Source organism: Pseudomonas sp. CF161 (assembly GCF_000416215.1).
Lineage (GTDB): Bacteria > Pseudomonadota > Gammaproteobacteria > Pseudomonadales > Pseudomonadaceae > Aquipseudomonas.
The window spans coordinates 168,669-194,069 of record NZ_ATLP01000126.1; the positions used below are offsets into that span (position 1 = coordinate 168,669).

22 protein-coding genes are annotated in these 25,401 nt (G+C 64.6%); 20 read left to right on the forward strand and 2 right to left on the reverse strand.

The genetic code is table 11. The annotated features are described in order from the left end of the window. The first annotated feature begins 420 nt into the window (after nucleotides 1-420). The 3 genes from hcnA to hcnC are packed head-to-tail and all read left to right on the forward strand — an operon-like array spanning nucleotide 421 to nucleotide 3,393. Nucleotides 421-738 carry a cyanide-forming glycine dehydrogenase subunit HcnA gene (gene hcnA / locus CF161_RS30990; RefSeq protein ID WP_020300590.1) on the forward strand — a complete coding sequence of 106 codons (318 nt, stop codon included), beginning with the start codon at nucleotides 421-423 and terminating at the stop codon, nucleotides 736-738. Continuing rightward, on the forward strand, nucleotides 735-2,144 hold the full coding sequence (gene hcnB / locus CF161_RS30995; RefSeq protein WP_020300591.1) for a cyanide-forming glycine dehydrogenase subunit HcnB: 1,410 nt from the start codon (nucleotides 735-737) through the stop codon (nucleotides 2,142-2,144). Before hcnA ends, hcnB begins: the two co-directional genes overlap by 4 nt. Then, nucleotides 2,137-3,393 carry a cyanide-forming glycine dehydrogenase subunit HcnC gene (hcnC, locus tag CF161_RS31000; RefSeq protein ID WP_020300592.1) on the forward strand — a complete coding sequence of 419 codons (1,257 nt, stop codon included), beginning with the start codon at nucleotides 2,137-2,139 and terminating at the stop codon, nucleotides 3,391-3,393. Before hcnB ends, hcnC begins: the two co-directional genes overlap by 8 nt. 54 nt (nucleotides 3,394-3,447) lie before the next feature. Here hcnC and CF161_RS31005 read toward each other — a convergent pair whose 3' ends face one another. Beyond that, nucleotides 3,448-4,059, reverse strand: coding sequence for a glutathione S-transferase (locus CF161_RS31005; protein WP_020300593.1), 612 nt, complete (start codon nucleotides 4,057-4,059; stop codon nucleotides 3,448-3,450). 303 nt (nucleotides 4,060-4,362) lie between these two features. On the opposite strand from CF161_RS31005, the gene CF161_RS31010 reads away from it, so the two are divergent. Both CF161_RS31010 and CF161_RS31015 read left to right on the forward strand, forming a co-directional pair. Then, nucleotides 4,363-5,280, forward strand: a complete 918-nt coding sequence (locus CF161_RS31010; RefSeq protein ID WP_020300594.1) for a bifunctional oligoribonuclease/PAP phosphatase NrnA — start codon at nucleotides 4,363-4,365, stop codon at nucleotides 5,278-5,280. 14 nt (nucleotides 5,281-5,294) lie between these two features. Then, nucleotides 5,295-5,564: a hypothetical protein gene (locus CF161_RS31015; protein ID WP_020300595.1), complete on the forward strand. Its 270-nt coding sequence runs from the start codon at nucleotides 5,295-5,297 to the stop codon at nucleotides 5,562-5,564. Nucleotides 5,565-5,839: 275 nt separating this feature from the next. On the opposite strand, the gene CF161_RS31020 is transcribed toward CF161_RS31015, so the two are convergent. Further along, on the reverse strand, nucleotides 5,840-6,760 hold the full coding sequence (locus CF161_RS31020) for a MurR/RpiR family transcriptional regulator (RefSeq protein WP_020300596.1): 921 nt from the start codon (nucleotides 6,758-6,760) through the stop codon (nucleotides 5,840-5,842). A gap of 310 nt (nucleotides 6,761-7,070) precedes the next feature. Here CF161_RS31020 and iolC point away from each other — a divergent pair, with 310 nt between their 5' ends. The 15 genes from iolC (at nucleotide 7,071) to CF161_RS31095 (ending at nucleotide 25,358) form a co-directional block, all read left to right on the forward strand. Then, on the forward strand, nucleotides 7,071-9,008 hold the full coding sequence (iolC, locus tag CF161_RS31025; RefSeq protein ID WP_020300597.1) for a 5-dehydro-2-deoxygluconokinase: 1,938 nt from the start codon (nucleotides 7,071-7,073) through the stop codon (nucleotides 9,006-9,008). A 223-nt stretch (nucleotides 9,009-9,231) separates the two neighbouring features. Next, nucleotides 9,232-10,140, forward strand: coding sequence for a myo-inosose-2 dehydratase (iolE, locus tag CF161_RS31030; RefSeq protein ID WP_020300598.1), 909 nt, complete (start codon nucleotides 9,232-9,234; stop codon nucleotides 10,138-10,140). Then, a complete protein-coding gene (gene iolB, locus CF161_RS31035) occupies nucleotides 10,137-10,946 on the forward strand; it encodes a 5-deoxy-glucuronate isomerase (RefSeq protein WP_020300599.1) in 810 nt (269 codons plus the stop codon). The genes iolE and iolB overlap by 4 nt, the downstream gene beginning before the upstream one ends. A gap of 36 nt (nucleotides 10,947-10,982) precedes the next feature. Further along, on the forward strand, nucleotides 10,983-12,482 hold the full coding sequence (locus CF161_RS31040; protein ID WP_020300600.1) for a CoA-acylating methylmalonate-semialdehyde dehydrogenase: 1,500 nt from the start codon (nucleotides 10,983-10,985) through the stop codon (nucleotides 12,480-12,482). A gap of 34 nt (nucleotides 12,483-12,516) precedes the next feature. Further along, entirely contained in the window at nucleotides 12,517-13,338 is an 822-nt protein-coding gene (locus tag CF161_RS31045; RefSeq protein WP_020300601.1) for a TIM barrel protein, read from the forward strand. A gap of 54 nt (nucleotides 13,339-13,392) precedes the next feature. Then, nucleotides 13,393-15,330 (forward strand): 3D-(3,5/4)-trihydroxycyclohexane-1,2-dione acylhydrolase (decyclizing), encoded by a 1,938-nt coding sequence (gene iolD, locus CF161_RS31050; protein ID WP_020300602.1) that lies wholly within the window; start codon nucleotides 13,393-13,395, stop codon nucleotides 15,328-15,330. A gap of 34 nt (nucleotides 15,331-15,364) precedes the next feature. Then, a complete protein-coding gene (locus tag CF161_RS31055; protein ID WP_020300603.1) occupies nucleotides 15,365-16,390 on the forward strand; it encodes a Gfo/Idh/MocA family protein in 1,026 nt (341 codons plus the stop codon). A 169-nt stretch (nucleotides 16,391-16,559) separates the two neighbouring features. Continuing rightward, nucleotides 16,560-17,420: a sugar phosphate isomerase/epimerase family protein gene (locus CF161_RS31060; protein WP_020300604.1), complete on the forward strand. Its 861-nt coding sequence runs from the start codon at nucleotides 16,560-16,562 to the stop codon at nucleotides 17,418-17,420. Between the two features lie 83 nt (nucleotides 17,421-17,503). After that, on the forward strand, nucleotides 17,504-18,544 hold the full coding sequence (locus CF161_RS31065; protein ID WP_020300605.1) for a Gfo/Idh/MocA family protein: 1,041 nt from the start codon (nucleotides 17,504-17,506) through the stop codon (nucleotides 18,542-18,544). Nucleotides 18,545-18,695: 151 nt separating this feature from the next. Further along, a complete protein-coding gene (locus tag CF161_RS31070; protein ID WP_020300606.1) occupies nucleotides 18,696-18,896 on the forward strand; it encodes a hypothetical protein in 201 nt (66 codons plus the stop codon). A gap of 54 nt (nucleotides 18,897-18,950) precedes the next feature. Then, on the forward strand, nucleotides 18,951-19,877 hold the full coding sequence (locus CF161_RS31075; protein ID WP_020300607.1) for a sugar ABC transporter substrate-binding protein: 927 nt from the start codon (nucleotides 18,951-18,953) through the stop codon (nucleotides 19,875-19,877). Between the two features lie 120 nt (nucleotides 19,878-19,997). Further along, nucleotides 19,998-21,563: a sugar ABC transporter ATP-binding protein gene (locus tag CF161_RS31080; RefSeq protein WP_043231058.1), complete on the forward strand. Its 1,566-nt coding sequence runs from the start codon at nucleotides 19,998-20,000 to the stop codon at nucleotides 21,561-21,563. 69 nt (nucleotides 21,564-21,632) lie between these two features. After that, a complete protein-coding gene (locus tag CF161_RS31085; protein WP_020300609.1) occupies nucleotides 21,633-22,655 on the forward strand; it encodes an ABC transporter permease in 1,023 nt (340 codons plus the stop codon). Between the two features lie 353 nt (nucleotides 22,656-23,008). After that, entirely contained in the window at nucleotides 23,009-23,413 is a 405-nt protein-coding gene (locus tag CF161_RS31090) for a TraR/DksA C4-type zinc finger protein (protein WP_020300610.1), read from the forward strand. 712 nt (nucleotides 23,414-24,125) lie between these two features. Continuing rightward, the gene (locus CF161_RS31095) at nucleotides 24,126-25,358 is read left to right on the forward strand and encodes a methyl-accepting chemotaxis protein (protein ID WP_371106564.1); all 1,233 of its coding nucleotides are present in this window, start codon (nucleotides 24,126-24,128) and stop codon (nucleotides 25,356-25,358) included. Nucleotides 25,359-25,401: the final 43 nt, after the last annotated feature.

Here is a 25,401-nt window from a genome sequence, read left to right on the forward strand (position 1 = left end):
GATCCCGGTAATTATCCTGATCGCCATCTTCATGCACTGATGGCCTGACCCGCCTGACACCAGGGCCGCCGCTACCTCCGTAGTTGCGGCCTTGGTGTGTGTGGGGACAGGCATCTGGGTCCACCTGACACTCCACGGCGTCGATCCGGGCCAGCGGCCGAACGCGACCCGAGCTTTCGGCATCTGCTACAGGCAGGCGACGGATGGTCGGAGATGCATCAGATTCGCAACGCCGTGTCTTGGCGCAGATCAATACTTGTGTGGGTAAAACCTTCTAGATTGGGTGCGCTTCAGCCCTGCATGTGCAGCGCCGACGCATGGGCAAACCCTGGCCGCCAGCCGGCCGGGGCGAGCAGCTGCACGATATTGCACGGCATGAGGCTGGCAATCCCTCCTTAATTTTCATGGATGAACGCGCTCATGGGTCCAACAGACCGCACCTTCGACATTCAGCCGCTGCAACAGGCGGACATGACTATCAGCCTCAATGGCCAGCCGGTAAGCGCGGCCATTGGTGAAACCGTGCTCAGCGTGATCCAGTCGCTGGGCCTGCGCCAGGTGGCGCGCAACGATCATGGGCAACTGGCCGGCGCCTACTGCGGCATGGGTGTGTGCCATTGCTGCCTGGTGCAGATCGATGGCCGGCACAAGCGCCGCGCCTGCCAGACCCTGGTCAAGCCGGGGATGCAGGTGCAGACCGCAGTCAACCGTATCGACCAGCCGGAGCACGCGCTATGAGCCTGTGCCCGGTAATTGTCGGCGGTGGCCCGGCAGGCATGGCCGCGGCCATCGAGCTGGCGGAGCACGGGGTGCGCAGCATCCTGCTCGACGAGGCGTCGCGCCTGGGCGGGGTGGTCTATCGCGGCCCGCTGCGCGATGGGGTGCAACTGGACTACCTGGGCCCGCGCTACTGCGAAGTGCTGGCCCGGTTGCACGGTGATTTTGCCCGCCAGGCACCGCTGATCGAGGTGCGCCTCAACAGCCGGGTGATCGGCGCCGAATCCACCCGCTCATTGATGGTGCTCGATGCCGACGAGCAACTGTACGAGCAGGCCTACCCGCAATTGCTGCTGGCCGCCGGTTGCCATGAGCGCAGCGTGCCGTTCCCCGGCTGGACCCTGCCCGGGGTGATGTTGCTGGGCGGCCTGCAATTGCAGATCAAAAGCGGCGTGGTCAAGCCCCAGGGGCCGGTGGTGATTGCCGGCACCGGGCCGCTGCTGCCGCTGGTGGCCTGCCAACTGCATGCCGCCGGAGTCGCGGTGGCGGGGGTCTATGAGGCCAGCGCCTTCGGCAAGATCGCCAAGCAGAGCCTGGCCCTGCTGAACAAACCCCAGCTGTTTCTCGACGGCCTGAGCATGCTGGCCTACCTCAAGCTGCACCGCATCAGCCTGCGCTATGGATGGGGCGTGGTCGAAGCGCGGGGCGAGGGCGGGGTGAGCAGCGTGCTGGTCGCGCCGTATTCGGCCGACTGGCAGCCGGACCTGGCCCGGGCCGAGGCGGTGGCCGCCCAGACCCTGGCGGTGGGCTACGGTTTTATCCCGCGCACCCAGCTCAGCCAGCAGATGGGCCTGGAACATGGCTTCAGCGATGACGGCTACCTGCGGGCCACGGCCGATATCTGGCAGCAGAGCAGCGAACAGCACATCCACCTGGCCGGTGATATGGGCGGGATTCGCGGCGGCGAGGCCGCCATGCTCGCCGGGCGGATCGCGGCGGTGTCGATCCTGGTCCAGCGCGACGTGCTGGGCACCGAAGCCGCCCTGCAGCGGCGCCAGGTGTTGCTCAACAAGCTGGCGGCGATTGTGCGGTTTCGCGCAGCCGTTGACCGCTACACCGAGCGTGGCAGTGGTCAGACCAGCCTGCCTGCGGCCGATACCGTGATCTGCCGCTGCGAGCATGCGACCCGGGGCGATATCGACCTGGCGCTGTCCCAGGGCGTGCAGGACATGGCCAGCCTGAAAATGCGCACCCGGGTCAGCATGGGTGATTGCCAGGGGCGGATGTGCGTCGGCTATTGCAGCGACCGCCTGCGCCAGGCCACCGGCCGTCAGGATGTCGGTTGGCTGCGCCCGCGTTTCCCCCTGGACCCGATCCCGTTTTCGGCGTTTTCCCAACCTGGCAAGGATGCTTCGACTCATGAGTAAGTTCTACGACGTGATTATTGCCGGCGGCGGTGTGATCGGTGCCTCCTGCGCTTACCAACTGTCCAAGCGCAAGCACCTCAAGGTCGCGCTGATCGACGCCAAGCGCCCGGGCAACGCGACCCGCGCCTCGGCCGGCGGCCTGTGGGCCATCGGCGAGTCGGTGGGCCTGGGCTGCGGGGTGATTTTCTTTCGCATGATGTCGGCCAATCGCAAGCGCGAAGCGGCGGGCTCGGCGGTGGTGGTCGACTCCAGCACACCGCATATCCTGCCGCAGTCGTTCTTCGACTTTGCCCTGCAATCCAACGCCCTGTACCCGCAGCTGCACCGCGAGCTCAAGGGCTTGCACGGGATGGATTTCAAGTTCGAGGAGACCGGCCTCAAGTTCGTGATCTACGACGATGAAGACCGGCTCTACGCCGAGCACATCGTCGGCTGTATCCCGCACCTGGCCGACCAGGTGCGCTGGCTGGACCAGGCGGCGCTGCGGGCGGCCGAGCCGAATGTCAGCCTGGAGGCCCAGGGCGCCCTGGAGTTTCTCTGCGATCACCAGGTCAACCCCTTCCGCCTGGCCGATGCCTACACCGAGGGCGCGCGGCAGAACGGCGTCGACCTGTACTTCAACACCAATGTCACCGGCGTGTTGCACCAGGGCACCCGAGTCCGGGGCGTGCGCACCGACGAGGCCGGGGTGTTCAACTGCGACACCCTGATCAACGCCACCGGTGCCTGGGCCGCCGAGCTGAGCCGGATGGCCACGGGCCTGAGCATTCCGGTCAATCCGGTGAAAGGCCAGATCCTGCTCACCGAGCGCATGCCCAAGTTGCTCAACGGCTGCCTGACCACCAGCGATTGCTACATGGCGCAAAAAGACAACGGCGAGATCCTGATCGGCAGCACCACTGAAGACAAAGGCTTCGACGTCACTACCACCTACCCGGAAATCAACGGCCTGGTGCAGGGGGCGGTGCGCTGCATTCCGGAGTTGGCCCAGGTCAACCTGAAACGCTGCTGGGCCGGCTTGCGCCCGGGTTCGCCGGATGAGCTGCCGATCCTCGGGCCGATGGCCGGGGTCCAGGGTTACCTCAATGCCTGCGGGCACTTTCGCACCGGCATTCTGACCTCGGCCATCACTGGGGTATTGCTGGACAAACTGGTCAACGACGAGCCGCTGCCGCTGGATATCACGCCGTTCCTGGCCGACCGCTTCGCGCTGCAACCTGAGGTGCAGCCCGAGGCCGTCCTGGCCTGAGGCCGGGGTAGGGGAGGTCGCCAGCGCGGTTTGCCGCTGCTGGCGACCCAGGCTTCAGAGGGCCGGGGTGCTGCGAAACGCCGGCAGTTGCTCGGCGTAGGCACTGAATGCCTGGACCTTGGGAAACTGCGAGGCGTCGAGCTGATCGGCGACCATCATCTGGGTAAAACCCCAGGCCACGGCCAGGGTGATGCCCGCCTGATCGAGCTGGCCATCCTGGGGCAGGGGGTGTTTGTGCAGCTCCTGCTCCAGCTCGCTGTAGGCGGCCTGCAACTGGCCGCCCACCCGTTCCAGCCAGGGTGCGTGCTGCTTGTCGGCGGGGCGCAGTTGTTTTTCATAGACGATCTGCACCGATTTTTCGCAGGCCGCCAGTGCCAGGCCAATCACCCGCAATGCTGAGATACGCGGCTCCAGGGCTGCCGGCATCAGGCTGCGCTGCGGGCCGGCCAGGGCTTCCAGGTAATCGAGGATCAGGGTCGAATCCATCAGCACTTCGCCGTTGTCGCAGACCAGGGTCGGCGCCTTGACCACCGGGTTGATCTTCTGGAACTGCTCGAAGGTACTGAACACCGACACGGCGGCATGTTCGAAGGGCAGATCCAGGCACTTGAGGCTGATGGCAACACGGCGAACGTAGGGCGAGTCGAGCATTCCGATCAGTTTCATCGAGCATTTTCCTTGTGCGAAACAACGCTGGGAGGGAGACCGCCGGGTAATTTAGCGGCTTGCGCCCGGGATTGGCCATGGCAGGCCGAGAAAATGTTGCAGCACCCGCCGACACTCCTCGGCGCCTTTGTGCAGGCCCTCCGCCACACAACCCATCATCTCCGGCGCCCTCAAAGGCCAGCGTCCGAACGCGGCCCGAGCCTGGCGGCAGCGGCTACAGGCGGCTACAGGTCATCAAACTGTCATGGGCGGCTGGCAGGGTGGGCGGCCCGGCCTGCGGGCTGTTTGCGCCACAAGGACGTCATGATCATTGTCACTTCCGGCTCGGCCTATCTGGATATCGATGCCTACGCCTGCTGCATTGCCTATGCCGAATTGCTCAACCGCCAGGGCCGGTCCGCTCGGGCGGTGAGCAGTGCGCCGCTCAACGAAAGTGTGGCCGCCAGCCTGCGGACCCTGGGCCCCGGGCTCGACCGGTACGTGCCCAAGCCCGACGACGAGTTTGTGCTGGTGGATATTTCCAACCACCTGCACCTGGACCCGATCGTTGCCCTGGAGCGGGTGGTGGAGGTCATCGACCATCACCCGGGCTTCGAGGAGTTTTGGGACCGGCGCCTGGCGCAGCGCGCCGATATCCGCCAGATCGGCGCCGCCTGCACCCAGGTGTTCCAGCGTTGGCAAGCCTCGGGCCTGCTGGCCTCGATCAGCCCGGCGAGCGCCACCTTGCTGGCTGCCGGGATCCTCGACAACACCCTGAATTTTACCGGCCACAGCTGCACCGCAGCCGACCGCGAAGCCTACGCCGCCCTGGCCGCGCTGGCCGGCCTCGACCCGCAGTGGGCGCGAGGCTATTTCGGCGAATGCCAGCGGGCGATCGAGGGACAGCTGGAGCAGGCCTTGCTCAAGGACCTGAAAGTCATGGCCCCCATCAGCAACCTGCCGCGCACCTTTGCCCAGCTCACGGTGTGGGACGCTGGCCAACTGCTGCTTCAGCGGCGGCAGATCGAACAGGTGTTGGGGCGCCAGGGCGAGGACTGGTTGCTCAACCTGATCAGCCTTCGCGAGCACAAAAGCTACCTGCTGACCGGCAGCGCCGGCAGTTCGCAGAAACTCGCGCTGCTGGTAGATTGCCCGGCGCAGGACGGTGTGCGTGTGCTGGATCGACCGGTGCTGCGCAAAGAATTGCTGCGCAAGGGGCTGGAGTGGCAGCCGAACAACTGACAAGGCGGGTGGTGATGGAGATTGAAGCGTATTTGCAGGCGGTATGCGATGAACAGAGCTTCATGGCCTTCGTCGATGCGCTGCTGCAAGACCGGCTCCAGGATGCGGCGGCAGCGGCCCAAGGCCAGCCACCGGGCTGGCAGAACCTGAGCATCGCGGACTTTCTCGAAGGCGCCAACGCCTGGGCCCGGGCCACCGGAGTCGGCGCCTCCCAGGGCCTGGCCGAGGCGTCGCCCTGGCAGCGTTTCGCGGTGTTTTTGTACTGCGGGAAAATCTACGAGTAGGCTCCGACAGGTCCGATCGACGCTGCGAGTGAGCCAGGGCTGTTTCAGTCGGGGTCGACGATCAGTTGCGCGACAAAGGCTGAAAACGACGGCGCCAGGCACACCAGGGCGCGCTCGGGCTCATCGTAGTACTCGGAAAAATGATCGCGCCCGCCTGCGCGTCATCGGTGGCGAAGCAGAAGTAGCCGCCTCTGTGCTTCGACCTGGGCAATGGCCTGCGGGGTGAGGGCGTCCTTGCGGTGTTGCAGGTCCATGTCGGTCCCTAAAAAGCTGTACTAGTCGTCGAAGCCGACCTGTTCGTGAATTTCATCCACCTTCAATTCCAGGCGATAGGCCACGGCGATAAACAGCGCCTGGCACAGGCACAGGGTGGCGCTCAGGGAGCGGAAGGCGAACGAGCTGCCCTCATTCACCAGCAACACCGCGTTGGCGCGCTTGGCCAGGGGCGAGAGGTTGCTGTCGGTGATGATCAGGGTCTTGGCCTGGTGGTGCTGAGCAATGCGCAGGCAATGCTGGGTCTCTTTGCCGTACGGGGTGAAGCTGATGGCGATCACCAGGTCGTTGGGGCGGATGCTGCGCATCTGTTCGCGGTAGCTGCCGCCCAGGCCCGACACCAGGTGGATGCGCTTGTTGGTGTGCTGCAGGTTGTACACCAGGTAGTCGGCCACGGCGAACGAGCGCCGCACCCCGACCACGTAGATGTTGTCGGCATTCACCACCAGGTCCACGGCCTTGTCGAACGCCGCGTCGTCGAGCTCCAGCCCCAGGCGCTCGATCCCGGACAGGGTGGCATTCACGCATTCGCGCGCCAGGTCGCCGCCGCTGGCCTTCTGCGACTTGTTGGCGATCATGCTGCGGATGCGCTGCTGGTAGTTCTGCACCGGGGTGGTCTTGTGGGTGTAGGCCTCGCGAAACAGTGCCTGCATTTCACTGAAGCCACTGAAGCCGAAGCGCTGGGAGAAACGCACGATGGCCGAGGGGTGCACTTCGCACTCGCGGGCAATGTCGCTGATGCGGTCGACCATGATCCGGTCGCTCTGCTGGCTCATGTAGCTGGCGATGCGTTTGAGCTGGCGCGGCAGGCTTTCGTATTCATGAGTGATCAGTTGCAGCAGGCGCTCGGCATTGATCGGTGGGCTGGTGAGGTCGCTCTCTGGCGCGCTCTCGGAAGTCGCCGGCTGATCGGTGCGGGACATAGAAAATCCTTCTGACTTGTTCTTACAGGGCCGGCATGGGCATCCGTCCCCTGACAATAGGTGGGCTGTGCGCAGTCTACAGGTTAGGCACGCAGAAAATCTTGAGGCTGATGGCGTCGGGCCGATTGCTGAATCGATGCACGGCCTCTGGAGCGGTGTTTGAAAAGTTTATTGGAAAAAATATTCCATGTAAAAAATTTATAGAAAAAATATTGATTGGCGCCGACAGACGTTTTAGTCTGCATCCACCAAGAGTGTTCGGTGCCGGCAAGAGGGCGAACACAGGCTGATAAAAATAACAGGAGCCAGCATGGGCCAGACTCGTTTTGCCAGTGGGCGTCAATTGGATCTGATCTGCCTCGGACGCCTGGGCGTCGACCTCTATGCACAGCAGGTGGGGGCCCGGCTGGAGGACGTCAGCAGCTTCGCCAAGTACCTGGGCGGGTCGTCGGCGAACATCGCCTTCGGCACCGCGCGCCTGGGTCTCAAGTCGGCGATGTTGAGCCGGGTGGGGGACGACCACATGGGGCGTTTCCTGGTGGAGTCCCTGGCCCGCGAGGGCTGTGATGTCAGCGCGATCAAGGTCGACCCGCAACGCCTGACCGCCATGGTCCTGCTGGGCCTCAAGGACCGCGAGACCTTCCCCCTGGTGTTCTACCGCGAGAACTGCGCCGACATGGCGTTGCGCGCCGAAGACATCGACGAAGCCTTTATCGCGTCGAGCAAGGCGCTGCTGATCACCGGCACCCACTTCTCCACCGACGGCGTGTACCAGGCCAGCGTCCGGGCCCTGGATTACGCGCACAAGCACCAGGTCCAGCGGGTGCTGGATATCGACTATCGCCCGGTGCTCTGGGGTCTGGCCGGCAAGGCCGACGGTGAAACCCGGTTTGTCGCCGACCATCAGGTCAGCCAGCACGTGCAGCAGATCCTGCCGCGCTTCGACCTGATCGTCGGCACCGAAGAAGAGTTCCTGATGGCCGGCGGCAGCGAAGACCTGCTGACGGCGTTGCGCACCGTGCGCTCCCTGACCGCCGCAACCCTGGTGCTCAAGCTCGGCCCCCAAGGCTGCACGGTGATTCACGGGGCGATCCCGGCACGCCTGGAAGACGGCGCGATCTACCCCGGGGTACGGGTCGAAGTGTTGAACGTGCTCGGCGCCGGCGATGCCTTTATGTCCGGCTTCCTCAGCGGTTGGCTGGTGGATGCCAGCGACGAACGCTGTTCGCAGTTGGCCAACGCCTGCGGCGGCCTGGTGGTGTCGCGCCATGCCTGCGCCCCGGCGATGCCAACCCCGGCCGAGCTGGAATACCTGTTCAACAGCCCGGTGCCGATCACCCGGCCGGACCGCGACCCGGTGCTGCAACGCCTGCATCAGGTCAGCGTGCCGCGCAAACACTGGAAGCAGCTGTTTATCTTCGCCTTCGATCATCGCTGGCAGTTGCTGGAGCTGGCGCAAAAAGACGGGCGCGACCCGGCCGCCATCAGCCAGTTGAAACTGCTGTTTATCCAGGCCGTGCAGCGGGTTGAAAGCGACCTGCGCGAGCAGGGCGTCGAGGCCGATGTCGGGCTGCTGGCCGACCAGCGCTTCGGCCAGGATTCGCTGAACGCCGCCACCGGTCGCGGCTGGTGGGTGGCGCGGCCGGTGGAGGTCCAGGGTTCGCGGCCACTGGCCTTTGAACACGGGCGTTCGATTGGCAGCAACCTTATCGCCTGGCCCCAGGAGCAGATCATCAAGTGCCTGGTGCAATACCACCCGGATGACGAGCCGCTGCTGCGCCTGGAGCAGGAGGCCCAGCTCAAGGGCCTGTACCAGGCCGCGCAAGTCAGCGGGCATGAACTGCTGCTGGAGGTGATCCCGCCCAAGGACCACCCTTCGGCCCACCCGGACGTGCTCTACCGCGCGCTCAAGCGCCTGTACAACCTGGGCATCTTCCCCGCCTGGTGGAAGATCGAAGCCCAGAGCCGCGAACAGTGGCAGCAGCTCGACGAACTGATCGAGGAGCGCGACCCGTACTGCCGTGGCGTGGTGCTGCTGGGCCTCAATGCGCCGGCGGCGACCCTGGCCGAAGGCTTTCGCCAGGCCAGCCAGAGCCGCACCTGCCGTGGTTTTGCCGTGGGCCGCACGATCTTCCAGGAGCCGAGCCGGGCCTGGCTGGCGCAGGAAATCGACGATGAAACCCTGATCCGGCACGTCCAGGCCACCTTCGTCGAACTGATCGACGCCTGGCGCCAGGCTCGTGACTGATTGATGAACACCGCCATTGCTTCAGGTGCATCAACGGCGATCAGTCGGGCCAGCGCAGCCTCGTTCCTCGGCAGCGGCTACGACGCCTGATCATCCAACCCTGTAGCCGCTGCCGAAGGCTGCGCTAGCCAGCATCAACAGCGCTGTGTCGCAGATGCACGGACGACGCTTTCCAGCCCAACCGCTCAACGATTTTTGACGAACACCACTAAAAGGTAGCGCCATGCCCAGTATCAGAATTGGCATCAACCCGATTTCCTGGAGCAACGACGACTTGCCGTCCCTGGGCGGTGAAACGCCGCTGAGCACGGCCTTGAGCGAAGGTCGCGAGATCGGCTACGAAGGCTTCGAGCTCAACGGCAAATTCCCCAAGGACGCCAAGGGCGTCGCTGATGTGCTGCGGCCCTATGGCCTGGCGCTGGTTTCGGGCTGGTATTCGAGCCAGTTGGCCCGGCGCTCGGCGGCCGAGGAAATCGACGCCATTGCCAGCCATGTCGAGCTGCTGGCGCAGAACGGGGCCAAGGTCCTGGTCTATGGCGAAGTCGCCGACTCGATCCAGGGCCAGCGCATTGCCCTGGTCGAGCGCCCGCGCTTTCACAGCCAGCAGGCCTGGCAGACCTACGCCGACAAACTCACCGAGCTGGCGCGCTTCACCCTGTCCCGGGGCGTACGCCTGGCCTATCACCACCACATGGGGGCCTACGTCGAATCCCCGGCCGATATCGACCAGTTGATGCAACTGACCGGCCGTGAAGTCGGCCTGCTGTTCGATTCGGGCCACTGCTACATGGGCGGCGGCGAACCGCTGGAGGTGCTGCGCAAACACATCGACCGCGTGTGCCACGTGCACTTCAAGGACGTGCGCAAGCCGGTGGTGCAGTTGGCGCGCAATCACCTGTGGAGTTTTCCGGACTGCATCATCAACGGCACCTTTACCGTGCCCGGCGATGGCGACCTGGACTTTGCCGCGCTGCTGGAGGTGTTGCTGGACGCCGACTATCAGGGCTGGCTGGTGGTCGAGGCGGAACAGGACCCGGCGGTGGCGCCCAGCTATGCCTACGCCAAGAAGGGCTACGAAACCCTGCGCCGGTTGCTCGGCACGGCGCAGCACAGTCGGGGGGCGGCCCAATGAACCTGCTGGTCAAGGGGGCTGCCAAGGGCCGGACCATGGTCCAGTTGCAGGAGGGCGAACTGACCTACGTCGGTTTTGCCGCCTATCGTCTGAGCCTCGGCGAAACCCTGCCGGTCAGCGCTGGGGACAAGGAACTGTGCCTGGTGCTGCTCGGCGGCCGGGTGGATATCCGCGGCGAAGCGCCAGGGCAGGGCGGGTTCGCCTGGGAGAATCTGGGGGATCGGCAGTCGGTATTTGAAGACAAGTCGCCGTTCGCCGCCTACCTGCCCCCCGGCAGCCAGGCCCAGGTCACGGCCCTGAGCGATGTGCAGATCGCCGTCTGCGCCGCCCCCGGTGCCCCGGACCACGGTTTTGTCCCGCGCCTGATCCGCCCCGAACAGTGCCAGCGCAGCGTGCGTGGCAAGGGCGCCAACACCCGGTATGTGTGCGACATCCTGCCGGATACCGAGCCGGCCCATTCGCTGCTGGTGGTGGAGGTGCGCACGCCGTCCGGGCATTCCTCCAGCTACCCGCCGCACAAGCACGACACCGATGACCTGCCGCACCAGAGCTTTCTCGAGGAAACCTACTACCACCAGGTCAATCCGCCCCAGGGCTTCGTGTTCCAGCGGGTGTACACCGACGACCGCAGCATCGACCAGGCCATGGCCGTGGAAAACAGCGACCTGGTGCTGGTGCCCAAGGGCTATCACCCGGTCAGCGTGCCCTACGGCTACGAGTCCTATTACCTCAACGTCATGGCCGGGCCCAAGCGTGTCTGGCAGTTCCATAACGACCCCCGGCACAGCTGGCTGCTGGACCTCTGAGCCCCACCTTTCAATCCTTGAGGGAGCACAAGAACAATGAGCGATACCCCGCGAGTAGGTCATTACATCGACGGCCAGGTTCACACCCAGGGCGAGCGTTCGAGCCCGGTGTTCAACCCGGCCACGGGCGAGGTCCAGGCCCAGGTGGCCCTGGCCAGCCTGCACACCGTGGAGCAGGCGGTGGCGTCGGCGCGCCGGGCGTTCCCGGCCTGGTCCGAGCAGTCGGCGCTGCGCCGTTCGCGGGTGATGTTCAAGTTCAAGGAACTGCTGGACCGTCACCACCAGGAGCTGGCGCAGATCATCACCCGCGAGCACGGCAAGGTGCTGTCCGACGCCATGGGCGAAGTCACCCGTGGCATCGAGATCGTCGAATACGCCTGTGGCGCACCGAGCCTGCTCAAGACCGATTTCAGCGACAACATCGGCGGCGGCATCGATAACTGGAACCTGCGCCAGCCCCTGGGCGTTTGCGCCGGGGTCACCCCGTTCAACTTCCCGGTGATGGTGCCGCTGTGGATGATCCCCATGGCCCTGGTCACGGGGAACTGCTTCATCCTCAAGCCCTCCGAGCGCGACCCGTCCGCCAGCCTGCTGATGGCTCGCCTGCTGACCGAAGCCGGCCTGCCCGATGGCGTATTCAATGTGGTGCAGGGCGACAAGGCCGCGGTGGACGGCCTGCTGCAACACCCGGATATCGAGGCGATCTCCTTTGTCGGTTCGACCCCGATTGCCGAGTACATCCACCAGCAGGCCAGTGCCCGAGGCAAGCGCGTGCAGGCCCTGGGCGGGGCCAAGAACCACATGATCGTGATGCCCGACGCCGACCTTGACCTGGCGGCGGACGCCTTGATCGGCGCGGCGTTCGGCTCGGCCGGCGAGCGCTGCATGGCGATTTCCATCGCGGTGGCGGTGGGCGAGGTGGGCGACGCGCTGATCGCCAAACTGCTGCCGCGCATCGATCGGCTCAAGGTCGGCAACGGCATGCAGGGCGACAGCGACATGGGGCCGCTGGTCACTGCGCAGCACAAGGCCAAGGTGGAAGGTTTTATCGACCAGGGCGTGGCCCAGGGCGCGCAACTGCTGGTGGACGGGCGCCAGTTCAAGGTGCCGGGGGCGGAGCAGGGCTTTTTTGTCGGCGCCACCCTGTTCGATGGGGTGACCCCGCAGATGAGCATCTACCAGGAGGAAATCTTCGGCCCGGTGCTGGGCATCGTCCGCGTCGCGGATTTCGCCAGCGCGGTGGCCTTGATCAATGCCCACGAGTTCGGCAACGGCGTGTCCTGCTTCACCCGCGACGGCGGTGTGGCCCGGGCCTTTGCGCGCACGATCAAGGTCGGCATGGTCGGCATCAACGTGCCGATTCCGGTGCCCATGGCCTGGCACTCCTTTGGCGGCTGGAAGCGCTCGCTGTTCGGCGACCACCATGCCTATGGCGAAGAAGGCCTGCGCTTCTACAGCCGCTACAAAAGCGTGATGCAGCGCTGGCCCGACAGCATCGCCAAAGGCCCCGAATTCAGCATGCCGACTGCCCAATAATGGACATCAACCCGTTGCGTTGCGGAGAACAAGAATGAGCCAGCCCCTGCGTTTCGCCTTGAACCGTATGGTTGCACCCCGTTTGTCCCTGCCTGAATTCATCAACCTCGCGGTCAGCCTCAAGGCCGACGCGATCGAGATCCGCAATGACCTCAAGGGGGTCGAGATCGAAGACGGCACGCCGCCGCAGGTGGTGCGCGAGCTGTGCGCGGCCCAGGGCATCAAGGTGCTGTCGATCAACGCCCTGTACCCCTTTGATGTGTGGAATGACCCGCGCCGGGAGCAGCTGCTGAAACTGGCGGCCTATGCCCGCGATTGCGGCGCCGAAGGCCTGGTGATGTGCCCGCTGAATGACCCCGCCGACCCGCGCAGCGAAGCCGAGCGCAGTGCCGGCCTGCGCACCGCCTTGACCCAACTGGCGCCGATCCTGCGGGAACACCGGCTGCTGGGTTTTATCGAGCCCCTGGGTTTTGCAGAGTGCGCGCTGCGGCGCAAGCGGGTGGCGGTGGACGCGATCCGCGCCATCGGTGGCCTGGATGTGTTCCGCCTGGTGCACGACACCTTTCACCATCACCTGGCCGGCGAGCATGAGTTCTTCCCCGAGCTGACCGGGCTGGTGCATATCTCCGGGGTCGAGGATGCCCAGGCGCCGTTGAACAGCATCCGTGACGGCCATCGGGTGCTGGTGGGCGAGGCGGACATCCTCGGCAACGCGGCGCAGATCGACACCCTGCTCAGCAGCGGTTATCGCGGCTACCTGTCGTTCGAACCGTTCGCCGACAGCGTGCATGGCCTGGCGGATATCCGGCAGGCCATCGGCGCCAGCATCACCCATTTGCGCCAGGCCCTGGCCTGAGCCGGGCCGAGCACCGTACACCGCAGGTTTTCGGTTTCTTTGGAAGGAACGGACATGAGTACGACACGACTGACCATGGCCCAGGCCCTGGTGAAATTCCTCGACAACCAGTACGTCGAGGTCGATGGGGTGCAGAGCAAGTTCGTCGCCGGGATCTTCACCATTTTCGGCCACGGCAATGTGCTCGGCCTCGGCCAGGCCCTGGAGCAGGACAGCGGCGATCTGCTGGTGCATCAGGGGCGCAACGAGCAGGGCATGGCCCATGCCGCCATCGGTTTTGCCAAGCAGCACCTGCGGCGCAAGATCTACGCCTGCAGCTCGTCGGTGGGCCCGGGCGCGGCCAATATGCTGACTGCCGCCGCCACGGCCACCGCCAACCGCATCCCCTTGCTGCTGCTGCCGGGGGATGTCTACGCCAGCCGCCAGCCGGACCCGGTGTTGCAGCAGATCGAGCAGTTCCATGACCTGAGCATCAGCACCAACGATGCGTTCAAGGCCGTGAGCAAATACTGGGACCGGATCAACCGCCCCGAGCAGTTGATGAGCGCGGCGATCCACGCCATGCGCGTGCTCACCGACCCTGCCGAAACCGGCGCGGTGACCCTGGCCTTGCCCCAGGATGTGCAGGCCGAGGCCTACGATTACCCGGACTACTTCCTGCAAAAACGCGTGCACCGCATTGATCGCCGGCCGCCCACCGAGGCCATGCTGGCCGACGCCGTGGCGGTGTTCCAGGGCAAGAGCAAGCCGCTGATCATCTGTGGCGGCGGGGTCAAGTACGCCGGCGCCAACCAGGCCCTGCAGGCATTTGCCGAGCGTTTCGGGATTCCATTCGCCGAGACCCAGGCCGGCAAGAGCGCGCTGCTTTCCAGCCACCCGCTGAACCTCGGCGGCATCGGCGAGACCGGCTGCCTGGCGGCCAACCTGCTGGCGCCGGAGGCCGACCTGATCATCGGCATCGGCACCCGCTACAGCGACTTCACCACCGCCTCAAAATCCCTGTTCAAGCATCCGCAGGTGCAGTTTCTCAACCTCAATGTCAGCCCCTGCGATGCCTTGAAGCTGGACGGCGTGCAGCTGTTGGCCGATGCCCGGGTCGGCTTGCAGGCCCTGAGCGAAGCCCTGGGTCGCTGCGACTATCAGGCGGCCTGGGGCGGGCAGATCGAGGACGCCCGGGCGCAACTGGAAGCCGAGGTGGATCGGGTCTATCAGGTGCGCTACCAAAGCGCCGGCTTCGTCCCGGAAATCAACGACCACCTGGACCCGGCGGTGCTGCGGGAATTTATCGAACTGACCGGCTCGTGCCTGACCCAGAGCCGGGTGCTGGGGGTGCTCAATCAGGCCCTGGCCGACGATGCGGTGATCGTCGCCGCCGCCGGCAGCCTGCCCGGCGACCTGCAGCGCAGCTGGCGCAGCAAGGGGGTCAACACCTACCACGTGGAGTACGGCTATTCGTGCATGGGCTACGAGGTCAGCGCGGCGCTGGGGGTCAAGCTGGCCGAGCCCGAACGTGAGGTCTACGCCCTGGTGGGGGATGGCTCGTACCTGATGCTGCACTCGGAGCTGGTCACCTCGATCCAGGAGCGGCGCAAGATCAACGTGGTGCTGCTGGACAACATGACCTTCGGTTGCATCAACAACCTGCAGATGGAACACGGCATGGACAGCTTCGGCACCGAGTTCCGTTTCCGCAACCCGGACACCGGCAAGCTCGACGGCGGCTTCGTGCCGGTGGACTTTGCCATGAGCGCCGCGGCCTATGGCTGCAAGACCTACAAGGTCAGCACCGAGGCGCAATTGCAGGCGGCCCTGGAAGATGCCCGGACCCAGAGCGTGTCGACCCTGATTGATATCAAGGTCCTGCCCAAGACCATGATCCACAAGTACCTGTCCTGGTGGCGGGTAGGGGTGGCCCAGGTTTCTACCAGCGCCCGCACCGACGCGGTGGCCAAGACCCTCAACGAACGCCTGGCCAAGGCCCGGCAGTACTGATTGCCCTGAACTGAACAACCGCAGGAGTGTTGCCATGTCTTCGTCGTCTCATTCGTTAAAACTGGGCGTTATCGGCACCGGTGCCATCGGCCAGGATCACATTCGCCGTTGCAGCCAGACCCTGCTCAACAGCCAGGTGGTGGCCGTCACCGACATCAATCTGCAGCAGGCGGCCAAGGTGGTGGCCGACCTGGGCCTGGGCGCCGAGGTCTACCCCGACGGCCATCAGTTGATCAACGCGCCGGAGGTCGAGGCGTTGCTGGTGACCTCCTGGGGCCCCAGCCATGAAGAGTTCGTGCTGGCGGCCATTGCCGCGGGCAAGCCGGTGTTCTGCGAGAAGCCGCTGGCGGTGACGGCAGCAGGCTGTCGCCGCATCGTCGACGCCGAGGTGGCCCACGGCAAACGCCTGGTGCAGGTCGGCTTCATGCGTCCTTATGACCAGGGTTACCGCGCACTCAAGGCGGTGATCGACAGCGGCCAGATCGGCGAGCCGTTGATGCTGCACTGCGCCCACCGCAACCCGAGCGTGGGCGAGAACTACAAGACCGACATGGCGATTACCGACACCCTGATCCACGAGCTGGACGTACTGCGCTGGTTGCTGGCCGACGACTATGTGTCGGTGCAGGTGGTGTTCCCGCGCAAGACCAGCAAGGCCCATGCGCACCTCAAAGACCCGCAGATCGTGCTGCTGGAAACCGCCAGAGGCACGCGCATCGACGTCGAGGTGTTCGTCAACTGCCAGTACGGCTACGACATCCAGTGCGAAGTGGTGGGGGAGAGCGGCATCGCCCGCCTGCCGGAGCCGTCCCAGGTGCAACTGCGCAGCGGCGCCAAGCTGTCCAACGCGATTCTGATGGACTGGAAAGACCGCTTTATCGCCGCCTATGACGTCGAGTTGCAGGCCTTTATCGACGGTGTGCGCGCCGGCAAGGTCGGTGGCCCTTCGGCCTGGGACGGCTTTGCCGCGGCGGTGGCCGCCGATGCCTGTGTCGAGGCCCAGGGCAGCGGCGCAATCGTCAACATCAGCCTGCCGGCCCGCCCGGCGTTTTATGGCTGATCCCTGATCCAAAACGAAACCCCGAATCTGGAATCCCCCACCCTGTAGCCGCAGCCTGCGGCAGCGGCTACAGGGTGATTTTTTAACGCGGCGGCAGTGAGGGGCGACGTCCCAGCGCGGCCCGAGGATGCAGGGCCAGTTGAGCCAACTTTTGCGGGAGTAACACCCTATGCGTATTGCACTCGATCCATATATGTATCGCCATCTGCCCTTGAACCAGATGACCGACAAGGCAGCCGAACTGGGCTACGAGTACATCGAACTGTCGCCCCGGGAAGACTTCATGCCGTTCTACAAGGCACCCCGGGTCGACCGGGCGCGGATCAAGGCGTTTCGCAAGGCCCTGAGCGACAGCGGGGTCAAGCTCTCCTCGCTGCTGCCCATGTACCACTGGGCCAGCGCCGATGAAGGCCTGCGGGTGGCGGCGGTGCGCAACTGGAAGCGCGCGATCCAGATCGCTGTGGAGATGGACTGCGAGCTGGTCAACAGCGAGTTCACCGGCCAATCGGACAAGGCCCTGGTGTGCGAGAACCAATTCATGCGTTCCATGGATGAGCTGATGCCGGAGTTCGAGCGCGAGGGGGTCAAACTCAATATCCAGGCGCACCCCTACGATTTCTGCGAGCGCAACAATGAGGCGGTGGACATCCTCCGTGGCCTGGACCGGGACTGGATCAACTACGTCTATGCCGCGCCGCACACCTTCTTCTACGACGACGGCAAAGGCGATATCGCGCCGATGCTCAAGTACGCCGGCGACAAGCTGGCGCACCTGATCATTGCCGACACCTATAACCACCGGGCCTCGTCGGGCCAGCGCTACATCGTCAACCCGCCAGGCGTGCACGCCACCGTGCACCAGCACCTGGACATCGGCCAGGGCGAAGTGGATTGGGAAACCTTCTTCTCCACCCTGCGCGAGATCCGCTTCGATGGCATTGCCACGGTCTCGGTGTTCGCCTGGGAAGACCGGCCCGATCAGTCCAGCCGGATGATGCTGGAGCGGGTCAGAAGCGAGCTGTGCCGCTAAACCACCACCCCTACTCAACGGCAGGCGCCAGGCCGAATGTGCGCTTGCGGCCCTGGCGCGCCGCCCCATCAGCAGGAGGATGTATGCGTATAGGTCTTGTCGGATACGGCCATGGCGGCCGTCACTTTCATGCGCCGCTGATTGCCAGCTTGCCCGGCGCGCAGTTTGTCGGGGTGGTGACCCGTTCGGCGGAGCGCCGGCAGTTGCTGGCCCGGGATCACCCGGGCCTGGCGGCGTTCGACAGCATCGGCCAACTGGCCGAGGCCGGGGTCGATGTGCTGGTGGTCTCGACGCCGCTGGCCGGGCGCCCGGCGCTGGTGCTGGAGGCGATCGAACGTGGCATCGCGGTGGTCAGCGACAAGCCTTTCGCGGTCGATGCCCAACAGGCGGCGTTGCTGATCGACAGCGCCGCCGCGCGCCAGGTGCCCCTCAGCGTTTACATGAACCGGCGCTGGGACTCGGACTTTCTCACGGTGCGCAAACTGATCGAGTCCGGAACCCTGGGCCGGATCACCCGTTTCGAATCCCGGGTCGAGCGCTATGCGCCGCAGTCGCTGGGCAATGACAGTGGCGGCGGCTTCCTTCGGGACCTGGGCAGCCACCTGGTGGATCAGGCGCTGCAATTGTTCGGGCCGGTGGCGCGGGTGTATGCCGAGCTGCACTACACCCCCGAGGCGCCGGAGGTCGACCACGGCTTTTTTGTGTCCCTGAGCCACGTCAACGGGGTGCTGTCGCACCTGGCCGGCAGTTGCCTGCAAAACAGCCAGGGGCCGCGTTTTCGGGTCAATGGCACGGCCGGCTGTTACACGGTCGATGGCCTGGATGGCCAGGAACAGGCGCTAATGGCCGGCCTTTCGCCGAAAACCCAAGGCGAGCGCTGGGGCGTCGAAGAGCACCGGCGCTGGGGCTGGTTCGAGCAGGGCCAGGAGCGCGAGCGCATCAGCTCCGAGCGCGGGGCCTGGAATCAGTTCTATCAGCAGCTGTTGCAAGCGCTGGAACAGGGAACGGCACTGCCGGTGAACCCCGCCGATGCGCTGGCCACCACCCAGGTGCTGGACGCCGCGCGGCTGAGCTGGCTGCGGCGCCAGGTGGTGGAATTGGCAACGGTTTCCAGCCCGGAATGAAATTAGAATAAAATTCTAAAATGAGTTGATATAGAAATTATTTTCCAATAAAGTCATTTCCAGGTTGCCGACTATCGAAGGCTCCGATGGGCTTCAAGCACTGCTTGACTCCCTGGAGAGCCTGCCAACAAAAACAAATCAGGTGCCGTCGATGAAAACCTCCAACAGTGCGTCGCACGTTCTGCCTTCCACGTCTGCGCCACGCTCCAGCCATGTTCCGACCGGTCCCGAACTGCCCCGGGCCGTGCACCTTTCCGTATTCCAGTATTTTTTCGGCCTGTTGTGCATCGAGCACAACGGTGCGCTGGTGTGCTGCATGCCCGGCGCGCCGAGCGTGCGCCTGCCGCACTGAGCTGCTTCTGCGCCTTATCCATAAAACCTACAAGAATGTGGAGCAAGACCTTTCATGAAGACCCAGACCCGTTTTGCCACGCTGGCCCTGTCGCTGATGCTGAGCAGCGGCGCGGCCTTCGCCGACCTGAAGATCGGCGTGAGCATGTCGCAGTTCGATGACACCTGGCTGACCTACCTGCGCGAGTCCATGGACCACAAGGCCAAGTCCCTGCCCGATGGGGTCAAGTTGCAGTTCGAGGACGCCCGCAGCGACGTGGTCAAGCAACTGAGCCAGGTTGAAAGTTTTATCAGCCAGAAAGTCGATGCCATCGTGGTCAACCCGGTGGATACCGCCGCCACCAAAAAAATCACCGAAGCGGCGGTCAAGGCCGGCATTCCCCTGGTCTACGTCAACCGCCGCCCGGATGACCTGAACCTGCCCAAGGGCGTGGTCACCGTGGCCTCCAACGACCTGGAAGCGGGGCAGATGCAGATGCAGTACCTGGCCGAAAAGATGGGCGGCAAGGGCGACATCGTGATCCTCCTCGGCGACCTGGCGAACAACTCCACCACCAACCGCACCAAGGGTGTCAAGGAAGTGCTGGCCAAGTACCCGGGGATCAAGGTCGACCAGGAACAGACCGGGATCTGGCTGCGGGATAAAGGCATGACCCTGGTCAACGACTGGCTGACCCAGGGCCGCAAGTTCGACGCCATCGTTTCCAACAACGACGAAATGGCCATCGGCGCCTCCATGGCCCTCAAGCAGGCCGGGGTGGAGAAGGGCAGCGTGCTGATCGCCGGGGTCGACGGTACGCCCGATGGCCTGCGTGCGGTGAAGAAGGGCGACCTGACGGTCTCGGTGTTCCAGGATGCCAAGGGCCAGGCCGACGGCTCGATCGATACCGCGGTGAAGATGATCAAGCATGAGCCGGTGGAACAGGCGGTCTGGGTGCCTTATCGCCTGATCACCCCGGACAACGTCGACCAGTTCAAATAACGCCGCTGACCTCGCCCCGGCGCCAGAGCCGCGGGGGCATTGACACCGTCATCGTCCGTTCCATAACAACAATAAGCGGCCAGGCAGCCTCGGGCCGCCTGGCTGATGGAGTACCTGATCATGTTCTCTCGCGCGACTGCTGTGAGCACTGCGCCGCTGGCGATCCCGCCTGGCGCCCTGGCCACGGACGAACCCTACCTGCTGGAAGTGATCAACGTCAGCAAGGGCTTTCCCGGTGTGATTGCCCTGTCCGATGTGCAGCTGCGGGTGCGCCCGGGCACGGTGCTGGCGCTGATGGGCGAGAACGGTGCGGGCAAGTCGACCCTGATGAAAATCATCGCCGGCATTTACCAGCCCGATGCCGGCGAGCTGCGGCTCAAGGGCCGGCCCGTGGTGTTCGACACGCCGCTTGCGGCGTTGCAGGCGGGGATCGCGATGATCCACCAGGAACTCAACCTGATGCCGCACATGAGCATCGCCGAAAATATCTGGATCGGCCGTGAGCAACTCAACGGCCTGCACCTGATCGATCACCGCGAGATGCACCGCTGCACCGCCCGGCTGCTGGAGCGCCTGCGCATCGACCTCGACCCCGAGGAGCAGGTGGGCAACCTGAGCATCGCCGAACGGCAGATGGTCGAGATCGCCAAGGCGGTGTCCTACGACTCCGATGTGCTGATCATGGATGAGCCGACCTCGGCCATCACCGACAAGGAGGTGGCGCACCTGTTCTCGATCATTGCCGACCTCAAGGCCCAGGGTAAGGGCATCATCTATATCACCCACAAAATGAATGAAGTGTTCGCCATCGCCGATGAAGTGGCGGTGTTTCGCGACGGCGCCTACATCGGCCTGCAACGCGCCGACAGCATGGACGGCGACAGCCTGATCTCGATGATGGTCGGGCGCGAGCTGAGCCAGTTGTTCCCGGTGCGGGAAAAGCCCATCGGCGATCTGCTGCTGGCGGTGCGCGACCTGCGCCTGGATGGGATCTTTGCCGGGGTGTCGTTCGACCTGCACGCCGGGGAGATCCTCGGCATCGCCGGGCTGATGGGCTCGGGGCGGACCAACGTCGCCGAAACCCTGTTCGGCATCACCCCCAGCGACGGCGGTGAAATCCGCCTCGACGGCCAGCCATTGCGCATCGGCAACCCGCACCTGGCCATCGAGAAGGGCTTTGCCCTGCTGACCGAGGATCGCAAGCTCAGTGGCCTGTTCCCCTGCCTGTCGGTCCTGGAAAACATGGAGCTGGCGGTGCTGCCCCATTACGCCGGCGGCGGTTTCGTCCAGCAAAAGGCCTTGCGCGCCCTGTGCGAGGACATGTGCCAGAAGCTGCGGGTCAAGACCCCATCGCTGGAGCAGTGCATCGACACCCTGTCGGGCGGCAATCAGCAAAAGGCCCTGCTGGCGCGCTGGCTGATGACCAACCCGCGAATCCTGATCCTTGACGAGCCGACCCGCGGCATCGACGTCGGGGCCAAGGCCGAGATCTATCGGCTGATCTCGTTCCTCGCCAGCGAGGGCATGGCGGTGATCATGATTTCCTCGGAACTCCCCGAAGTGCTGGGCATGAGCGACCGGGTCATGGTCATGCACGAAGGCGAGCTGATGGGCACCCTCGACCGGGCCGAAGCGACTCAGGAACGGGTCATGCAACTGGCCTCGGGCATGGCCCTGGTCCACTAGTTCTTACAGGCATTGAGGCCGAGGGCGCAGTGGTTCGCCGTCGGCCACGGACATAAAAGGTGAAGGGTTATGAACGCGATACTGGAAAACAAACCTGCCACGGCGCCGACCCGAGCCCGTCGTCGGTTGCCGACCGAGCTGAGTATTTTCCTGGTGCTGATCGGCATCGGCCTGGTCTTCGAAGTGTTCGGCTGGATCGTGCGTGATCAGAGCTTCCTGATGAATTCCCAGCGCCTGGTGCTGATGATCCTGCAGGTGTCGATCATCGGCCTGCTGGCCATCGGCGTGACCCAGGTGATCATCACCACCGGCATCGACCTGTCGTCCGGCTCGGTGCTGGCGCTGTCGGCAATGATCGCCGCCAGCCTGGCGCAGACCTCGGACTTTGCCCGGGCGGTGTTCCCCTCATTGACCGACCTGCCGGTGTGGATCCCGGTGATCGCCGGGTTGGGAGTGGGGCTGCTGGCGGGGGCGATCAACGGCAGCATCATCGCCATCACCGGTATCCCTCCTTTTATTGCCACCCTCGGCATGATGGTTTCGGCCCGGGGCCTGGCGCGCTACTACACCGAAGGCCAGCCGGTGAGCATGCTCTCGGACTCGTACACCGCCATCGGCCACGGGGCGATGCCGGTGGTGATTTTCCTGGTGGTGGCGGTGATCTTCCACATCGCCCTGCGCTACACCAAGTACGGCAAGTACACCTACGCCATTGGCGGCAATATGCAGGCGGCGCGGACCTCGGGGATCAACGTCAAGCGCCACCTGGTGATCGTCTACAGCATCGCCGGGCTGCTGGCGGGCCTGGCCGGGGTGGTGGCCTCGGCACGGGCCGCCACCGGGCAGGCGGGGATGGGCATGTCCTATGAACTGGACGCCATCGCCGCGGCGGTGATCGGCGGCACCAGCCTGGCCGGCGGGGTGGGGCGCATCACCGGCACCGTGATCGGCGCGCTGATCCTCGGGGTCATGGCCAGCGGCTTCACCTTTGTCGGGGTCGATGCCTACATCCAGGACATCATCAAGGGCCTGATCATCGTGGTGGCGGTGGTCATCGACCAGTACCGCAACAAGCGCAAGCTCAAGCGCTGATAAAAGCCGAGACCGGTGTGGGAAAACGCCTTGAATGGGGTTGAAAAAGGACCTGTTTTGGCAATAACACTGCCGTTTGTCTTCTAAAAGACCCCCCTGGATGGAATTTTTTGTTATAAACACACTCCGATAAATACCGACAAAGCCCGCAATTGCGGGCTTTCGGCACTTTGTCGGACAGATCGACTCTCATTTCAGTTGCTGAGGCCTCAAACCGGCCTTAGACTGCCGCCCCTCGTAAATTGAGTGCCGGGTGGCGCTTGGAATGTATGGCGCCTTTCCAGAGACCCCAGAGGGTCGACCGGAACGCTCCCTAATTCGCCTTAATGCACGTATTTTTTATAGAGAAATCAATGACAAAGGAAAAGTTGCTGGCCATGCCGGCGGATGACTACATGAATGCCGAGCAACTGGCTTTTTTCACTGAGCTGCTGCAAGCCATGAAGGTGGAAACCCACGAGCGCATCGAGCAGAACCGGATCGCCATTGAAAGCCTGGACACCCCGGCTGACCCGGCCGACGCCGCTTCGGTCGAAGAAGAGCGCACCTGGCTGGTCAACTCCATCGACCGCGACCAGCGCATGCTGCCGCAGCTCGAACAGGCCCTGGGTCGGATCGGCGACGACAGCTTCGGCTGGTGCGACGACAGCGGCGAGGCCATCGGCCTCAAGCGCCTGCTGATCAGCCCGACCACCAAGTACTGCATCGAAGCCCAAGAGCGCCACGAGCAGATCGACAAGCACCAGCGCCAAGCCTGATGCCATCAGCGCCGCCGCCACGCCGGCGGCGCCAAGCCCCAAATTCCCTGTGTAGCCGCTGCCGCGGCACGAGGCTGCGCTGCGCCTAAACACCGCCTCATGTACCTGACACCCCCACGGCGCCTATCCGGGCCAGCGCAGCCGCGTGCCTCGGCAGCGGCAACGTGGGCATTTTGATGTCGCTGCTGACATCAAAAATCCCCGCCGAATGCCTGATCCCATCCATTGACCTGCTGCAACCCCCCCGACTAAGGGACCATGGATAATGGCGTTCTAGTATCGTCTAATGCTTGCAAACAATTAGAAACTGCTCGGGGTAATCAATGTGACAAGGGACGGATCTCTATCGGTTGCCGCTGCGCAACCGGCTCAACTACCCGACACCGCCAGCCGCTGGTGGGCGCCGACCCTGCAGAGCATCGCCTTGATGCTGCTGTTAAGTGGCCTGGCCCTGTGGGGCTGGTCGCTGTACCTGTGCCTGCCACTGGCGGTATTGCTGATCTGGCTGCCGCGCCTGCGCTCGCGCAAGGTGCCCGTGGCCAGTGTGTCGACCGAGCAGGGCGATATGGCCGCGCTGACCCGCGACCTGTCCTACAGCACCAGCCATAACGCCTTGTCCGCCGCCGGCGTGGCGTTTTCGGTGAAGCAGCTGGCAGGCAAACTGCAATCCCAGCTCGATTCGGCAGCGCGGATTGTCAGCAGCGCCGAGGTCATGATCCAGACCGAACAGGCCACCTCCCAGCTCAGCCGCGAGGCCCTGGGCGCCGCCAGCCAGGCCCATGAGCGCAGCGCCGAAGGCCGCAGCGTGCTGGCCGAGTCCATCACCCGCATGCACCAGCTGAGCCAGCGGGCCAATGCCAGCCGCGAATTGATCGAAGCCCTGAGCCAGCGCAGCGAAGAGATCCAGCGCGTGACGCTGGTCATCCAGTCGATTGCCAGCCAGACCAACCTGTTGGCGCTCAACGCCGCCATCGAAGCCGCGCGGGCCGGCGAGCATGGCCGTGGCTTTGCGGTGGTGGCCGATGAAGTGCGCGGCCTGGCCGGGCGCACGGCCACGGCCACCGACGAGGTCGGGGTGATGGTGGCGGATATCCAGCAGCGCACGGCCCAGGTGGTGGAGCAGATCCGCCAGCTGTCCGCCGACCTCACGATCGGGGTGGAGCAGGTCGAGCACACCGGCCAACACCTGGAAGACATCGCGCGCCTGGCGGCCGGGGTCGAAGGCCAGGTCAGCGAGATCGCCCAGGGTGCGCAAACCAACCGCGAACAGCTGGACAGCCTGTTCCATGCGGTGGAGCAGATGCGCAGCGACCTGGCCATCAGCGACCAGCAGACCCGCAGCCTGGCCGACGCCGCGGTGCAGATGGAAGGCCAGGCCGAAACCATCAGCGAGCGCCTGGCCGAGGTCGGCCTGGACGATTATCACCAGCGGGTCTACGACCTGGCCCGGGAGGGGGCGAACCGCATCGCGCAGCAGTTCGAGACCGATGTGGAGCACAACCGGATCGCCCTTGACGACTTGTTCGACCGCAGCTATCAGTTGATCCCCAACACGGCACCGGCCAAGTACCAGACCCGTTTCGACCGCTACACCGACCAGGTGCTGCCGGCGATCCAGGAGTCATTGCTGACCCGCCACGACGGGCTGGTGTTTGCCATCGCCTGCACCCCCCAGGGTTATGTGCCGACCCACAACCAGGTGTTTTCCCAGCCACTGACCGGCGACCCCCAGGTCGACACCCTGCATAACCGCACCAAGCGCAAGTTCGAGGACCGCACCGGCATCCGCTGTGGCAGCCATCAGCAGGCGCTGCTGCTACAGACCTACACCCGCGACACCGGCGAACTGATGCACGACCTGTCGGTGCCGATCATGGTCAAGGGGCGGCACTGGGGTGGCCTGCGCCTGGGCTACAAACCGGAGCAGGCCGCCCCGCGCCGGTAATTGTTGCCGCAACTGCAACAAAGCTGTGCAGGACGCGGCTTTT

Coding starts and splice junctions, on each gene's coding strand:
- hcnA (WP_020300590.1), top strand. CDS start 421: ATGGGTCCAACAGACCGCACCTTCGACATTCAGCCGCTGCAACAGGCG.
- hcnB (WP_020300591.1), top strand. CDS start 735: ATGAGCCTGTGCCCGGTAATTGTCGGCGGTGGCCCGGCAGGCATGGCC.
- hcnC (WP_020300592.1), top strand. CDS start 2,137: ATGAGTAAGTTCTACGACGTGATTATTGCCGGCGGCGGTGTGATCGGT.
- CF161_RS31005 (WP_020300593.1), bottom strand. CDS start 4,059: ATGAAACTGATCGGAATGCTCGACTCGCCCTACGTTCGCCGTGTTGCC.
- CF161_RS31010 (WP_020300594.1), top strand. CDS start 4,363: ATGATCATTGTCACTTCCGGCTCGGCCTATCTGGATATCGATGCCTAC.
- CF161_RS31015 (WP_020300595.1), top strand. CDS start 5,295: ATGGAGATTGAAGCGTATTTGCAGGCGGTATGCGATGAACAGAGCTTC.
- CF161_RS31020 (WP_020300596.1), bottom strand. CDS start 6,760: ATGTCCCGCACCGATCAGCCGGCGACTTCCGAGAGCGCGCCAGAGAGC.
- iolC (WP_020300597.1), top strand. CDS start 7,071: ATGGGCCAGACTCGTTTTGCCAGTGGGCGTCAATTGGATCTGATCTGC.
- iolE (WP_020300598.1), top strand. CDS start 9,232: ATGCCCAGTATCAGAATTGGCATCAACCCGATTTCCTGGAGCAACGAC.
- iolB (WP_020300599.1), top strand. CDS start 10,137: ATGAACCTGCTGGTCAAGGGGGCTGCCAAGGGCCGGACCATGGTCCAG.
- CF161_RS31040 (WP_020300600.1), top strand. CDS start 10,983: ATGAGCGATACCCCGCGAGTAGGTCATTACATCGACGGCCAGGTTCAC.
- CF161_RS31045 (WP_020300601.1), top strand. CDS start 12,517: ATGAGCCAGCCCCTGCGTTTCGCCTTGAACCGTATGGTTGCACCCCGT.
- iolD (WP_020300602.1), top strand. CDS start 13,393: ATGAGTACGACACGACTGACCATGGCCCAGGCCCTGGTGAAATTCCTC.
- CF161_RS31055 (WP_020300603.1), top strand. CDS start 15,365: ATGTCTTCGTCGTCTCATTCGTTAAAACTGGGCGTTATCGGCACCGGT.
- CF161_RS31060 (WP_020300604.1), top strand. CDS start 16,560: ATGCGTATTGCACTCGATCCATATATGTATCGCCATCTGCCCTTGAAC.
- CF161_RS31065 (WP_020300605.1), top strand. CDS start 17,504: ATGCGTATAGGTCTTGTCGGATACGGCCATGGCGGCCGTCACTTTCAT.
- CF161_RS31070 (WP_020300606.1), top strand. CDS start 18,696: ATGAAAACCTCCAACAGTGCGTCGCACGTTCTGCCTTCCACGTCTGCG.
- CF161_RS31075 (WP_020300607.1), top strand. CDS start 18,951: ATGAAGACCCAGACCCGTTTTGCCACGCTGGCCCTGTCGCTGATGCTG.
- CF161_RS31080 (WP_043231058.1), top strand. CDS start 19,998: ATGTTCTCTCGCGCGACTGCTGTGAGCACTGCGCCGCTGGCGATCCCG.
- CF161_RS31085 (WP_020300609.1), top strand. CDS start 21,633: ATGAACGCGATACTGGAAAACAAACCTGCCACGGCGCCGACCCGAGCC.
- CF161_RS31090 (WP_020300610.1), top strand. CDS start 23,009: ATGACAAAGGAAAAGTTGCTGGCCATGCCGGCGGATGACTACATGAAT.
- CF161_RS31095 (WP_371106564.1), top strand. CDS start 24,126: ATGATCCAGACCGAACAGGCCACCTCCCAGCTCAGCCGCGAGGCCCTG.